17 protein-coding genes are annotated in these 14,001 nt (G+C 51.6%); 5 read left to right on the plus strand and 12 right to left on the minus strand.

Annotated elements, in window-relative coordinates; translation table 11 throughout:
• Positions 1-131: 131 nt before the first annotated feature.
• Together B0I18_RS06210 and B0I18_RS06215 are read left to right on the plus strand one after the other, a co-directional pair.
• Positions 132-1,202 carry a T9SS type A sorting domain-containing protein gene (locus B0I18_RS06210; RefSeq protein ID WP_106521764.1) on the plus strand — a complete coding sequence of 357 codons (1,071 nt, stop codon included), beginning with the start codon at positions 132-134 and terminating at the stop codon, positions 1,200-1,202.
• 242 nt (positions 1,203-1,444) lie between these two features.
• Positions 1,445-2,488 (plus strand): NAD(P)-dependent alcohol dehydrogenase, encoded by a 1,044-nt coding sequence (locus B0I18_RS06215; protein WP_106521765.1) that lies wholly within the window; start codon positions 1,445-1,447, stop codon positions 2,486-2,488.
• A 68-nt stretch (positions 2,489-2,556) separates the two neighbouring features.
• On the opposite strand, the gene B0I18_RS25045 is transcribed toward B0I18_RS06215, so the two are convergent.
• The 5 genes from B0I18_RS25045 to B0I18_RS06235 all read right to left on the minus strand — a co-directional run bounded on the left by B0I18_RS25045 (position 2,557) and on the right by B0I18_RS06235 (position 5,809).
• Complete coding sequence (locus B0I18_RS25045) at positions 2,557-2,730, minus strand: hypothetical protein (RefSeq protein WP_181358351.1); 174 nt, start codon at positions 2,728-2,730, stop codon at positions 2,557-2,559.
• Positions 2,731-2,917: 187 nt separating this feature from the next.
• Positions 2,918-3,910 (minus strand): recombinase RecA, encoded by a 993-nt coding sequence (gene recA, locus B0I18_RS06220; RefSeq protein WP_106521766.1) that lies wholly within the window; start codon positions 3,908-3,910, stop codon positions 2,918-2,920.
• A 133-nt stretch (positions 3,911-4,043) separates the two neighbouring features.
• A complete protein-coding gene (gene accD / locus B0I18_RS06225) occupies positions 4,044-4,895 on the minus strand; it encodes an acetyl-CoA carboxylase, carboxyltransferase subunit beta (RefSeq protein WP_106521767.1) in 852 nt (283 codons plus the stop codon).
• Positions 4,896-5,010: 115 nt separating this feature from the next.
• Positions 5,011-5,313, minus strand: a complete 303-nt coding sequence (locus tag B0I18_RS06230) for a DUF59 domain-containing protein (protein ID WP_106521768.1) — start codon at positions 5,311-5,313, stop codon at positions 5,011-5,013.
• 67 nt (positions 5,314-5,380) lie between these two features.
• Positions 5,381-5,809, minus strand: a complete 429-nt coding sequence (locus tag B0I18_RS06235; protein ID WP_245882058.1) for a SufE family protein — start codon at positions 5,807-5,809, stop codon at positions 5,381-5,383.
• A gap of 210 nt (positions 5,810-6,019) precedes the next feature.
• Between B0I18_RS06235 and B0I18_RS06240 the strand changes: the two genes are divergently transcribed.
• Genes B0I18_RS06240 through B0I18_RS06250 form a run of 3 tightly spaced genes read left to right on the plus strand, consistent with a single transcriptional unit; the run spans position 6,020 to position 8,826 of the window.
• Positions 6,020-7,213, plus strand: a complete 1,194-nt coding sequence (locus B0I18_RS06240) for an exo-beta-N-acetylmuramidase NamZ family protein (RefSeq protein ID WP_106521770.1) — start codon at positions 6,020-6,022, stop codon at positions 7,211-7,213.
• Positions 7,203-8,156, plus strand: coding sequence for a hypothetical protein (locus B0I18_RS06245; protein ID WP_106521771.1), 954 nt, complete (start codon positions 7,203-7,205; stop codon positions 8,154-8,156). Before B0I18_RS06240 ends, B0I18_RS06245 begins: the two co-directional genes overlap by 11 nt.
• Positions 8,140-8,826 (plus strand): ATP-binding cassette domain-containing protein, encoded by a 687-nt coding sequence (locus B0I18_RS06250; RefSeq protein WP_106521772.1) that lies wholly within the window; start codon positions 8,140-8,142, stop codon positions 8,824-8,826. Before B0I18_RS06245 ends, B0I18_RS06250 begins: the two co-directional genes overlap by 17 nt.
• A 4-nt stretch (positions 8,827-8,830) precedes the next feature.
• Here B0I18_RS06250 and B0I18_RS06255 read toward each other — a convergent pair whose 3' ends face one another.
• The 7 genes from B0I18_RS06255 to folP form a co-directional block, all read right to left on the minus strand.
• Positions 8,831-9,196, minus strand: coding sequence for a CoA-binding protein (locus B0I18_RS06255; RefSeq protein ID WP_106521773.1), 366 nt, complete (start codon positions 9,194-9,196; stop codon positions 8,831-8,833).
• A 63-nt stretch (positions 9,197-9,259) separates the two neighbouring features.
• Positions 9,260-9,781, minus strand: a complete 522-nt coding sequence (locus tag B0I18_RS06260) for an NAD-binding protein (protein ID WP_106521774.1) — start codon at positions 9,779-9,781, stop codon at positions 9,260-9,262.
• Positions 9,742-9,936: a CoA-binding protein gene (locus tag B0I18_RS06265; protein ID WP_106521775.1), complete on the minus strand. Its 195-nt coding sequence runs from the start codon at positions 9,934-9,936 to the stop codon at positions 9,742-9,744. Before B0I18_RS06265 ends, B0I18_RS06260 begins: the two co-directional genes overlap by 40 nt.
• 64 nt (positions 9,937-10,000) lie before the next feature.
• Positions 10,001-11,890, minus strand: a complete 1,890-nt coding sequence (locus B0I18_RS06270; protein ID WP_106521776.1) for a monovalent cation:proton antiporter-2 (CPA2) family protein — start codon at positions 11,888-11,890, stop codon at positions 10,001-10,003.
• 14 nt (positions 11,891-11,904) lie between these two features.
• Positions 11,905-12,528 carry an NAD(P)H-dependent oxidoreductase gene (locus B0I18_RS06275; RefSeq protein ID WP_106521777.1) on the minus strand — a complete coding sequence of 208 codons (624 nt, stop codon included), beginning with the start codon at positions 12,526-12,528 and terminating at the stop codon, positions 11,905-11,907.
• 157 nt (positions 12,529-12,685) lie between these two features.
• Entirely contained in the window at positions 12,686-13,081 is a 396-nt protein-coding gene (locus B0I18_RS06280; RefSeq protein WP_106521778.1) for a hypothetical protein, read from the minus strand.
• A gap of 73 nt (positions 13,082-13,154) precedes the next feature.
• Positions 13,155-13,997 carry a dihydropteroate synthase gene (gene folP, locus B0I18_RS06285; RefSeq protein ID WP_106521779.1) on the minus strand — a complete coding sequence of 281 codons (843 nt, stop codon included), beginning with the start codon at positions 13,995-13,997 and terminating at the stop codon, positions 13,155-13,157.
• Positions 13,998-14,001: the final 4 nt, after the last annotated feature.

Consider the following 14,001-nt stretch of genomic DNA (forward strand, 5'->3'; position numbering starts at 1 on the left):
GGCTATTTGTAATATTTAACGAAGTGAAATTCTGTTTATTTGAGGCAATTATTGTTTATGAATTAAGGTTTTAGAACGCAGGTAATCTATTTTCGTTTGGCAATTTTTTTATTATTTAAAAATAATGTTCTATGAAAAAAGGCATACTTGCTATTGTGCTGTCGGTTCTTGCAGGTGCGGGATACGCACAAACCCCGGAAAAGAAATCCGTGGCGCTGATTACTAAACTTACGGGTACCTGGTGCAATCCCTGTGGTACCTGGGGCTGGGAAGTCGCCAATAACCTGATTGCGGCCACCGAAAACGGCAAAGCGTTGTACATAGGCGCTTTCGTTTCGTTTACGGCCTACGACAACAAAAAATTTAAAAATGCGACGGCCGATGCGTTTTACAATACATTCGTATCGCCGCCGGAATATGGCGGTATTCCTGATTTTTCTGTAAACGGTATCGGCAGAATGCCCAAGACCGTTACGGTAAGCATTGCCACGGATACCTGCATGGTTGCTGTAAACGCTTTTAATGCTACAACGCCCCTGGCCAGTCCTGCGAATAAAATGTCGATCAGTGGGAATACCGTAAATGTTACTGCCAAAGCGCAGTTCTGGTCGGCAGGCAGCGGCGAATATTACCTGGCCGCTTACCTGATCGAAGACGGGGCATTGAACCAGCAAAACGGACAGAACGGTATCGTGCCGCACCATAGTGTTTTAAGAGGTACCATGTCGCCGGGCAAACACTGGGGCGAGCAAATTGCCAATGGCGCAGTTACGGCTAACCAAACATTTAGTAAAACCTTTACTTTTACCGTAACCAATGCGGAATGGGACAAAGCCAAATTCAAGGTATATACCGTTATCTGGAAAAAGAACGGCAGTAAATACGAATTCGTAAACGCCAGTAAAAATGAACCCGGTGGTACCGCGATACAAAATATAGCCGGTGTTGAGGAGATCAGCGTATTCCCGAATCCTGCCGCCCGCTTTGCCACGCTTTCGATCAAGGCCACTGCCGCGCAGGCGTTCGATATACAGGTTTCCGATATGAGTGGCCGTTTGGTGTACCGTAAAGACAACAACAAACTGTCGGCCGGTGACAACAACTTTACCCTGCCGCTGGACGGACTTAATGCCGGTATGTACAATGTAACTATTCTTTCCAAATCGGCCGGCATTACGCGGCGTCTTGTTGTAACCAGGTAAGGAAATAACTGGTACAGGTTATATCCTGCATGGCTAACAGGTACCGCGTTCCCCGGAACGCGGTACCTGTCGTTTTTTGCAAACAGGAGGAAGCCTGAAAATTATAGCCCTATCATTTTTCTGTTTTGTGTGGCAAGCAAGAATACCTTTACTTTGATCCGTAATTTCCGGTGCCGGTCCCTGGAAGAAGATCCCGCCCGCCGGAAGTGCTATTCTAAAACCTGATATAAATCCACAAAAAGATGTTAGCGACAAAGGGCTACGCAGCACATAGTGCGACAGATGCACTGCACGATTTCGAATTTGAGCGCAGGGACTGCGGTCCGCGCGATGTGCAGTTTGAGATTTTATACTGCGGGGTATGCCACTCCGACCTGCACCAGGTACGCAACGAATGGGGCGGTACCGTATACCCGATCGTTCCCGGTCATGAGATTGTAGGCCGGGTAACCCAGGTGGGCGACCAGGTAACCAAATTTAAAGTGGGCGACCTGGCCGGCGTAGGCTGCCTGGTAGACAGCTGCGGCGACTGCGAAAATTGTAAAAAGGACCTGGAACAGTTCTGCAAGAACGGCTCTACCGGTACGTACAACAGCAAGGATAAAGTATCGGGCGGGGTTACCTATGGCGGTTACTCTAACCAGATCGTGGTAGACGAGGGCTTTGTACTGCGGGTATCCGACAAGCTGGCCCTGGAAGCAGTAGCGCCTTTGCTCTGCGCCGGTATTACCACGTATTCCCCCCTGCGCCACTGGAAAGTGGGTAAAGGACATAAGGTAGCCGTAGTAGGCCTGGGTGGCCTGGGCCATATGGCGGTTAAGTTTGCCGCTTCATTTGGCGCCGAAGTGACCATGCTCAGTACCTCTCCTGCCAAAGAGCAGGATGCCCGTAAACTGGGTGCGCATAAGTTTGCGCTGACCCGCGACCCGGAGCAGCTTAAAGAACTGGCGAACTATTTCGATTTTATTATCGATACGGTTTCTGCTCCCCACGATTATAACCAATACCTGTCTATGCTGAATACCGACGGGGTAATGATCTGTGTGGGTGTACCGCCAACGCCTACCGAAATTATGGGCTTCAACCTGATCGGTAACCGCAGGAGCATCGCAGGTTCCCTGATCGGCGGTATTGCCGAAACCCAGGAAATGCTGGATTATTGCGCCGAACATAATATCGTATCCGATATAGAGGTGATCAAGATGTCGGAGATCAACGAAGCGTACGAGCGTATGCTTAAAGGCGATGTAAAATACCGTTTTGTAATCGACATGGCTACCCTGTAATTACCAGGTTGGCCGGTTGGTAAAAGGGCCGTCTCCCCCCGGGGACGGCCCTTTTTGTATATAAAACATTAGCGACGGGGGCCATAATTGGGTCCGTAATGAGGACGGTCGTGGTGATGGTGCCGCGGACGTGGCGGGCGCGGACCGCGATGGCCATAAGGCGCATATACACAGGAAGAGGCGCCCAGCGTTACAATCAAAGCAGTTACAAGCAGTACTACACGGTTTTTCCTTTTCATCATTTAATCTGTTTTTCTTTGGTGGTTTGACCGTCTAACCTTTCCCGGGTTTAGCGACAGGTTGTACAGGCGGTGTTAATACCATACAGACAACTTAAATGACGTTTACCCCTAAAAACAACAGCCGGCACGTTATGTACCGGCTGTCGCTCCTTTTTTTATTTTCTTACCAGCAAACTGTTGCTGTGTCTTATGCTTTTGCTTTCAGCGCTTCCCTGATCTTTTCTTCGATCTCTACGGCAAATTCAGGGTTGTCGTTCAGGAAGTTCTTAACGGCATCGCGTCCCTGGCCGATCTTATTGTCGCCATAGCTGAACCAGGAGCCGCTCTTGTTGAGGATGGCCAGTTCTACGCCCATATCGATGATCTCGCCTACTTTGCTGATACCTTCGCCGAAGATGATATCGAACTCTACCTGGCGGAATGGCGGCGCTACTTTGTTTTTTACCACTTTTACGCGGGTACGGTTACCCATCGCCACATCGCCGTCTTTCAGCTGGCTTACGCGGCGGATATCGAGGCGTATGGAAGCGTAGAACTTCAGGGCGTTACCACCGGTTGTGGTTTCGGGGTTACCGAACATGACACCGATTTTTTCCCTCAGCTGGTTGATGAAGATACAGGTACAATTGGTACGGGCGATGGTAGCGGTAAGTTTACGCATGGCCTGGCTCATCAGGCGGGCCTGCAGACCCATTTTGCTATCGCCCATTTCGCCTTCCAGCTCGCTTTTGGGTACCAGTGCTGCTACCGAGTCGATAACGACTACATCCAGGGCGCCGGAGAGGATCAGCCTTTCGGCGATCTCGAGGGCCTGCTCACCATAGTCGGGCTGGGAGATCAGCAGGTTGTCCACGTCTACACCCAGTTTGCGGGCATAGGCCGAGTCGAAGGCGTGTTCCGCATCCACGATGGCGCAGATACCGCCTTTTTTCTGGGCTTCTGCAATGGTATGGATCGCGATGGTGGTCTTACCGGAAGATTCAGGTCCGTATATTTCTATAATCCTGCCTTTAGGAAAACCGCCGACACCCAAAGCCACATCCAATCCCAGTGATCCGGTAGAGGTTACTTCGATCTCCTGCTGCTGCTTGTCGCCCAGCTTCATTACCGAACCCTTACCAAAGTCTTTGTCAATCTTGTCAAGCGTCATCTTGAGCGCTTTCAGTTTTTCTTCTGACATTATATTTTATTTTTATTATGTATGATTTGCAATATATGCATATTTATCCTAAAGCAGTCTTTTTTGCAATGAAATTTTTACAAAGATTGCTCCTGTACCTGTTACCTTAAAAGGAGGATAATAAAACCAGGCCTTATTTACCGAACCATTCGATCGTGTCGGACAGCTTGCGTTTCAGGTCTTTACGGTCTACCACGAAATCGAGGAAACCATGATCTACCAGGAACTCGCTGCGCTGGAAACCGGCCGGCAGGTCTTTTTTGATCGTTTCTTTAATGATCCTCGGGCCGGCAAAGCCGATCAGGGCTTTAGGCTCCGCGATATTGATGTCGCCCAGCATCGCAAATGATGCGGTAACGCCACCGGTGGTCGGATCGGTCATTAATGAGATATAAGGCAGTTTGGCGTTTGCAAGCTGGGTCAGCTTGGCCGATGTTTTGGCCATCTGCATCAGCGAGAATGCGCTTTCCATCATACGTGCACCGCCCGATTTGGAGATGATCATAAAGGGGAGCTTCTGTTTGATGGCATAGTCGATGCCGCGTGCAATTTTTTCGCCGACTACGGAACCCATCGAACCACCGATAAAGTTGAAGTTCATACAGGCGATCACCAGTTTCTTGCCTTCTACTTCGCCTACGCCCACCGTCATGGCATCTTTAAGGCCGGTAGACTTTTGTGCGCTTTGCAGGCGGCTGGAGTAAGGTTTTACGTCAACAAACTCGAGTTTATCGATCGGGGCAATGTTTTCGAACAGTTCTTTGTATTCGCCCCTGTCGAAGAGGATATCGAAATACTCGACGGCATTGATCCGGTTGTGGAAGTTACAGTTGGGGCAGAGGTAAAGATTTTCTTTGAGCGCCGTTTGGGTTATGGTCGTCCTGCATTCGGAACATTTGTGCCAAAGCCCGTCCGGAGCCTCTTTTTTCTCTTTTGTTTCAGTAACAATACCTTTTTTTATGCGTCGAAACCAGGTTGATGACATGCTTTTTGTATTTGAAGAGCAGGAAAGGAACCGGTAAAACGGGACCTTGTCCGCTCATGAATATGATTGAAAATCGGGCAACAAATATACAATCCTTTTTATTAAAGCGGGAAACCTAAAGAAATCCGAGCTCCAGCTTCGCCTCTTCGCTCATCATATCTTTGGTCCACTGCGGATCGAAGGTTAGCTTCACATGCACATCGGTCACACCCTCAATAGCTTCCACTTTCTGTTGTACTTCGAAGATGATTTCGCCGGCAGCAGGGCAGGCCGGGGCGGTCAGGGTCATGGTGATCTCTATTTTACCGCCATCTTCTATTTTTATACCGTATACCAGGCCCAGTTCGTAGATATTAACCGGTATCTCCGGGTCATGCACGGTATGCAGCGCTGCCACAATTTCGTCGTATAAATTCATAACTATTTATAATTAAGAGGATAAATCCTCCCGGGAAAAATTCCGGGGTCCCGCCTGCAGGCCGGGATTAAGCCGGATGGATACTGTTTAAGGCCAGGGCATACATTTTCATCTGCTTCAGCATCGCCAGCAAGCCATTGCTCCGCGTAGGCGACAGGTGGCTGCGCAGGCCTATCCGGTCTATAAAATAAATTTCGGATTCGGCTATGGCCTTGGGCGGCTGGTGCGACAGCACGCTGATCATCAGGCCTACCAGGCCTTTGGTAATGATGGCATCGCTATCGGCCGTGAAAATAACCAGCCCGTCTTTGTATGCTGCATGCAGCCATACCCGCGATTGGCAGCCCTTGATCAGGTTCTCCTCCGTTTTGTACTGCTCATCGATCAGGGGCAATTCCTTACCCAGCTGGATAATGTGCTCGTACTTTTCCATCCACTCCTCGTAGTAAGAAAAATCTTCTATAATCTGGTCCTGGATCTCGTTTATCGTCATCATACACAGGCAAAATTTCTGATTGGCAAAGGTACTAAATTAGCAGCTGCCCGGCTTCGATATTAATTATACGCGCTTAATCACTTATTTTCGCTTGGCTGGCGCCCTGGTTGCCCGCTGTAACAATACCTTTTGCTTCAATCCGGATCAAAGATACAAACGCAGGTACGCCATTAGGTGGCGTAGTCCCGTTTTTTCAAAAAAAATATTTTTATGCGCATATCCTTCCTGGCTTTTGTTTTTATCAGTATTTGCGGTTTTACCGCGCAGGGGCAGAAAAAAAATGCCGAACGCGGTACCGGCGTTGGGGTTATTCGTGGGGCCGACCGTACCCAGGCTTACCTGCCTTTGCTGAAAGGGAAAAAAGTAGCCCTCGTGGTGAACCAGACCTCGGAGATCAACAGGGTGCTGCTGCCCGATACACTGCTGAAGCTGGGAGTTAACATAGTGAAGATCTTTTCGCCGGAACATGGCTTCCGCGGCCATGCCGATGCCGGCGCCAAGGTAAAGAACGGGATGGACGAGCAGACCGGCCTGCCGGTGATCTCCCTGTACGGCAACAATAAGAAACCGGCTGCCGAGCAGTTGAAGGACGTAGATGTAGTGGTATACGACCTGCAGGATGTAGGCGCCCGCTTTTACACCTATATTTCTACCCTGGAGTACCTGATGGAGGCCTGTGCCGAAAATAAAAAAGCGCTGCTGATCCTCGACCGCCCCAACCCGCTGGGTTTTATCGTGGATGGACCCGTGCTGGAAAAGGCCAACCGTTCGTTTGTAGGCATGCAGCCGGTACCGGCCGTATATGGTATGACTGCCGGCGAATATGCAAAAATGCTGGCCGGCGAAAAATGGATCAAGTCCATACCGGCTGATATGACGGTGATTACCTGCGAAAATTATACCCACCAAACGCAATACCAGCTGCCGGTAATGCCTTCGCCCAACCTGAAAAATATGGCGGCCATCTATCTCTACCCGTCGATGTGCTTTTTTGAAGGTACGGTGCTGAGCGTAGGCAGGGGTACGCCTTATCCTTTCCAGCAGTTCGGGCACCCGGCGTTGAAAAACTATACGTATACCTTTAAGCCGGAAAGTATGCCGGGCGCTACCGACCCGCCTTTAAAGAACCAGGTTTGTTATGGTAAACGCATAGCCGAAACGGGACAGGAGGCAGTAGCTGCTATTGGTAACCGGATGCAGATAAAGTGGCTACTGGAAGCCTACCGCAATTATCCCGATAAAAATAAGTTCTTCAATAATTTCCTGGTCAAGCTTACCGGTACCGAAACCTTCAGGAAGCAGGTGGAGCAAGGCCTTACGGAAGAGGCGATCCGGAAAAGCTGGCAACCCGGGCTCGACCAGTTTAAAAAGATACGCCGGAAATACCTGTTGTATGCCGAGTAGCACCCTGCTGATCATACGCTGGCGCCAGGCCCGCAAAGAGTTGCAGGGTGCAGGTTTTGTGTACGCCCTGGTATTGCTGGCGCTTGTTGGCCTGGCGGCGGCTTTTCTATATGGGCAGTTTGCCCGCGCCAATACTGCCTGGCTTTTTAGCGGCCTGATTGTTTTTACGGTATTGTCGGCACATACCGGCCGGCGCGATAAGGCTTTTTTGTACCTGCATATCGAACAGCCTGTAACCAGCCTGTATCTCGAATACCTGGTCTTTACCCTGCCATTTACCCTGCCGGCTTTGGCTACGCCGCATTGGTACCTGTTCCTGCTGATGCAGGTTTGTTTTTATGGCATAACGCATATCCGTACCACGCCTGTAAAAAAGACCTGGCTGCAGGGACTGTCCCGCATGATTCCGCCCCGCGATTTTGAATGGCTGGCCGGTATGCGGCAGGCGGGCTTCCTGGTACTGTTCCTGTATCTTGCCGCACTGGCGCTGAGCTGGCTTATCGTGGCGCCACTGGTATGCCTCTGGCTTATTACCGTCCGGATCACTTCCTTTTACCTGGAGTGCGAACCCCTGCCGCTGTTGTGGAGCCATGCCGCTACGCCGGCCCGGTTGCTGCAGTACAAGATCAGGAGGCATGTGGCATTGCTGGTACTCCTTTACCTGCCCGTGCTGGTCATCCATACCCTTTTGTGCCCGGGCATGGCGGGGATCAACCTGGCTTTTCTGGCGCTCCAGGCGCTGCTCCTGGTATTTGCCATTTTACTTAAATACACAACCTATACGCCGGGTAAGCCTATAACCGGCAACCAGCTATTGCTGGGACTCGCAGCGGTAAGCGTTGCTATTCCTTTCCTGTTGCCGGTTCCGCTGTTGCTATGTATCCGCAACTACGGCAGGGCCCTGCGTCAATTAAAAGACTATACCTATGATCCGGATTCGTGACCTGCAGTTTGGCTATGGCGGCCGGTTGGTGATCGACTGTGCCCGTATGGATTTCGAAGCGCAGCAGGTGCACGGTATCGTGGGCCTGAACGGCGCCGGCAAGTCTACCCTGTTCCAATTGCTGACCCGCTACCTGAAGCCCCGGCAGGGCGCCATCGAATGGGAGGGGCGTAATATGCAACGTAAGGATACGGGTTACCTGGAAACGCACAACTATTTTTACACCAACCTTACCGGTAATGAGTACCTGGACATTTTCCCGCGCAGCAATAAAGATTTCCAGCTGGAGCGGCTCAACGAATTGTTCCAGCTCCCGCTTAACGAGGTGACGGAGGCATATTCTACGGGGATGAAGAAAAAGCTGGCCCTGCTGGCTATACTGCAGCAGGACCGGCCGGTATATATTTTCGATGAACCTTTTAACGGGCTCGACCTGGAGTCGGGGCGGGTAGTGGAGCTGATGATCGCCCATCTGAAAGCAAAGGGTAAGACCGTACTGGTCTCTGCACATACATTAGGCCCCTTGCTGCAGGGCTGCGACCAGGTACACCTGCTGCGCAACGGGGTATTCGCCGTATCGTATGGGCGCAACGAGTTCGATCGCATCGAACGGGAGTTGTTCGATGATTTTAACCGTAAAGCCGGCGACCTGGTAAGGTCGGGCTTTTAAGGGTTTAATACTGGCCCGTGGTAAGCAGTACCAGCGTACAGGCTTCTACGGGTTGTATGCCTTTGGCTTCGGCCATGGCTTCCAATTCGGCATTTTCCGTACCCGGGTTAAAGATGATGCGTTCGGGTTTGAGCGAGAGGATATAGTCGTAATACTCCGGTTGCCGTTGCGGGTTGATGTACAGGGTAACGGTATTGATGCCTTCGAAAGCGGTCTTGTCTTTGCCAAAAGTTACATCTTCCACCTGCCCCTCGCGGTTGCCGATAGCGACTACCTCGTGGTTATGTCCGCGCAGCATGTGTATGGCTTTGTTGCTGTATCGTTCCGGGTTTTCGGAAGCCCCGATCACCAGTGTTTTCTTCTGTTGCATATAATAGTTATTACAGTTGCGGGCGCAATAAGTTTAAAAATGCCGGTACACCCGTATTGCCGGTTATTGTTCTACCGCTTCCTCGTCTTCTTTCCGGATCTCGCTCATGTCGCGGCCCGTATGGGTATGGATCGAATTTTCGTGTATATCGCTCTGGATCAGGGTTTCCAACTCTTCTATCTTTTTGCGCAATACGTTCAGGTATTGTTTGCGGTCGTGGCGCGCCGCGGCCATTTTCTTCAGCGATTTTTCATCGTGCTGGAGGAACAGGTCGTAGGCCCTTTGTGCGGTATAGGCCCTTACGCCCATAATCTTCAGCGCATCGGTGCCGGCGCGGAGCGAGGCGTCGATGGTCTCGCGGTATACGTGCAGCACGCCGGCATCCATCAGTTCGTAGGTATCGTCGAGGCCATGGGCGCGGGCTACGATATGCAGGTGCGGGAAGTGTTTTTTTACCGTATTGACCAGCTGCAGTACCTGGGCGCTGTCGTCGAGGGCGATCACGATCAGTTTGGCACGGTCGGCCCCGGCCGATTTCAGCAGGTCTACCCGCAGGGCATCGCCGTAGTATACCTTGATGCCGATTTGTCTTTGCCAAAAGTTACATCTTCCACCTGCCCCTCGCGGTTGCCGATAGCGACTACCTCGTGGTTATGTCCGCGCAGCATGTGTATGGCTTTGTTGCTGTATCGTTCCGGGTTTTCGGAAGCCCCGATCACCAGTGTTTTCTTCTGTTGCATATAATAGTTATTACAGTTACGGGCGCAATAAGTTTAAAAATGCCGGCACAGCCCGTATTACCGGTTATTGTTCCACCGTTTCCTCGTCTTCTTTCCGGATCTCGCTCATGTCGCGGCCCGTATGGGTATGGATCGAATTTTCGTGTATATCGCTCTGGATCAGGGTTTCCAACTCTTCTATCTTTTTGCGCAATACGTTCAGGTATTGTTTGCGGTCGTGGCGCGCCGCGGCCATTTTCTTCAGCGATTTTTCATCGTGCTGGAGGAACAGGTCGTAGGCCCTTTGTGCGGTATAGGCCCTTACGCCCATAATCTTCAGCGCATCGGTGCCGGCGCGGAGCGAGGCGTCGATGGTCTCGCGGTATACGTGCAGCACGCCGGCATCCATCAGTTCGTAGGTATCGTCGAGGCCATGGGCGCGGGCTACGATATGCAGGTGCGGGAAGTGTTTTTTTACCGTATTGACCAGCTGCAGTACCTGGGCGCTGTCGTCGAGGGCGATCACGATCAGTTTGGCACGGTCGGCCCCGGCCGATTTCAGCAGGTCTACCCGCAGGGCATCGCCGTAGTATACCTTGATGCCGATCTTGCGGAGCGATTCTACCCGGTCGCTGTTGGCATCGAGTACGGTGGTGTTGATGCCGTTGGCTTTAAGAAAGCGGCCGGTAACGCTGCCGAAGCGGCCATAGCCGGCAATAATCACCGGGTTATTTTCGTCGATGGGATCGGCGGCTCGTTTTTCTTCGGGCCGCTTCCGGATCACGAGCGGCATCAGCAGTTTTTCCATCAGCAGCATCAGCACCGGCGACAAGGCCATGCTGGCGGCTACGATCACCATCAACAGGTTAAACAGTTCGGTGGAGAAGATATGCTGGTCGCGGGCAAAGGAGAACAGTACGAAGGCGAACTCGCCCACCTGCGCCAGGGCAAAGGCAAAGAGCAGGAACTGGTCTTTGCGCATCTTGAATAAATAACTGAGCGTGGCCAGGATACCCAGTTTTACCGCCATAACACCCAGTACGCTCAATACCACCAGCAGGGGCTTATGGGCAATCAGGTTAAAGTCGATAGAGGCGCCTACTGCAATAAAGAACAGGCCCAGCAGTAAGCCTTTAAAAGGCTCTATATCGCTCTCCAGCTCGTGCCGGTACTCGCTGTTGGCCAGTACCACACCGGCCAGGAAGGTGCCGAGCGCCGGGCTGAGGCCCACCAGGGTCATGAGTACGGTAATGCCCACGACCAGGAGCAGGGCCGTAGCACTGAACAATTCGCGCAGGTTGGTGGCCGCTACCATTTTAAAGATCGGGCGGCTCAGGTATTTGCCCGCGAAGATAATAACGGCTACCGCAGCCAGTACCACCAGGGTACGGGCCCAGGGTTCGAGATTTTGGGTGAGCGATGCATCGTGGCTGCCATTGGTATGCGCTACACCATCGGGACTTAACAGCGGCAGCAGCGCCAGTATCGGGATCACGGCTATATCCTGGAAAAGCAGTACGGAAAAGGCGTTGCGCCCCGCCATGGTCTGCATCCAGTTATTCTCCGTCATGGTCTGTAACACGATGGCGGTAGACGACATTGCAAATATAAGCCCGATGGCCAGCGACTGGCTGAAGGGCAGGCCGATCAGGATATGACAGATGAAACCGATAATGAGCGTGGTAATCAGCACCTGCAGTCCGCCAAGCCCCATAATCGATACCCGCCAGCGCCAGAGCAGCTGGGGTTCTACTTCGAGGCCGATCAGGAACAGCATCATCACCACGCCGAATTCTGCAAAGTGCATAATGTCGCCGCCATTGTTACCGATGAGGGCAAAGGAAGAGGGGCCGATGAGGATACCGGCAATCAGATAACCCAGTACGGAACCCAGTCCCAGCTTTTTAGAAAGCGGCACCAGCAGTACTGCAGCGCCGAGGTAGATAAATGCCTGTAAAAAGAAGGAGTGTTCCATAGCGGGTGGTTTAATCAGGTTTTGTAAACAGGGGTTGCGGTAGTATCGGTATCCAGGTTGTGATCGTTCAGGTATTCCAGTGCCTTCAATGCTTCGGGATCGAAGTCATTGTTGGAGAACATGCGCAGCAGGGTCTTAAAATGTTTGGCGTGCAGGGATGAAGCCGAAGCATCGGCCTTGCCCGATTCATGCATAACGAAAGGCGGCAGGTAACGCATTTTACAAACAAAAGCCAGTTGGTTGACGGGTACTAGGTAAGAGGCCAGCGGAAAGCGGTTATGCTCCTCTTCCGAATAACTCTCGCGGGTACCGCTGGTGGTAATGGCATTAAAAATGATCTTGTCCTTAAGTTTGTTGACGCCTTTTCCATAGGCCCAGCCATGGGTAAATACCGTGTCCAGGTATTGCTTCATCAGGGCAGGGATGCTGTACCAGTAAAAAGGGTGTTGCAGGATGATGACATCGTGTTGTTCGAGGTATTCCTGTTCTTTCTGCGTATTGATATAAAAGCGGGGATACAATTCGTAAAGGTCCCGTATCTGCACCTGGTCTACCGAAGCCGCAGCCTTCATCAGCCGGATGTTGTTTCTCGATTTTTCAAGCGCCGGATGTGCTACCACAAGGAGTATTTTTGCCATAATAAACGGGATTTTCCGGATGGAAACAAAAGTAAAATAGAATAGGCAATTAAACTATAGCAATCCGTTATCTTAATATTGTTGCCGTACCGTTTATATGAAAAATCCCCGGACAGCAAGGCTGGCCGGGGATTTCTCGGATTTTTTAAAAAAAATATTACAAAGTTTTAGCGTATTCGTTCAGTACCTGCATGATCGGCGCTTTGTTTTCGGGAGCAGCGTTGAATTGCTGAACGGCACGGTTATAGGCGTCAGAGCGGGTTTGGAGCTGAGCCCGTAACTTGTCGCCCGCGGCTGCATTGCCTTTATCCTGCGCATCGCCCATTTGGTGTTTGGCAGCGCCGATACCGGTCATCATTTTGATTTTAAGGTCTGCGAAGGCGGCGGCGGATTTTGTCGCATCTCCTTTTTCAAACTCACTTACTTTAGCCAGGAAAGCTTTTGCTTCGGTGCTGGTTTTGGCCTGGGCTACTGCAGTTTTTTGCTGTGCCTGGGTAGTAAATGTGCCTCCGGATATTAACAGGGCAGCTGTGAGTGCAATTTTCCAGTTCATAATTATTTCGATTTTGAATGAATGAATGTGGTCAGTTTTAGTACGGATTTATTGATACTGAATACAAAGACCGTTAAAGTTCGGAAATGGTTTGGAAATAGTTGAATATTTTTATGCATTCTGAGGCTTCTTTAACATCATGTACCCGGAGCAGGGCCGCTCCCTGCTGCAAAGCGAGCATATGCAGGGCTGTGGTGCCGTTCAGGGCATCACCGGGCCCGTTGCCCAGTAACTTATAGATCATCGACTTGCGCGAAAGTCCCGCCAGTACGGCCTTGCCGGTGAGCTGCAGGGTATGCAGCCCCTTCAGTAGCTGGTAATTATGGGCTATGGTCTTGCCGAAGCCGAAGCCCGGATCCAGGATCACATCTTTAATACCTGCGTCGCTGCAGGCTTTCAGCTTATGCACGAAATAATCGAGCACCTCCAATACGACATTATCGTATTGCGGGTTTTGCTGCATGGTGGCGGGCATGCCCTGCATATGCATGGCGATATACGGTACGTTAAGCCCGGCCACAGTTTCGAGCATGGCGGGGTCGGCGTCGCCCGCGCTGATGTCGTTCACTATAGCTGCGCCGGCAGCCACCGCCTGTGCGGCTACGGCGGCCCGGTAGGTATCGATCGAAATAAAGACATCGGGGAAGGCCGCGCTCAGGGCTTCAATAACCGGGAGTACGCGGTCCAGCTCTTCTGCAGGCGATAAGTCGGCCGCATCGGGCCGTGTGCTCATACCCCCGATATCCAGTACCAGGGCGCCCGCCGCGATCATGGCGCGCGCCTGTTCGACCATGGCCTCCGCGTTATGTTGGCGGCCGCGGGTGTAAAACGAGTCGGGTGTGGCATTCAGGATACCCATTACCGCCGGTTGTTCCAGGCAGAGCAGGCGTCCTTTACAATTAAAGGTATAGTTCATGGAT

The organism is Taibaiella chishuiensis, from assembly GCF_003014535.1.
Lineage (GTDB): Bacteria > Bacteroidota > Bacteroidia > Chitinophagales > Chitinophagaceae > Taibaiella > Taibaiella chishuiensis.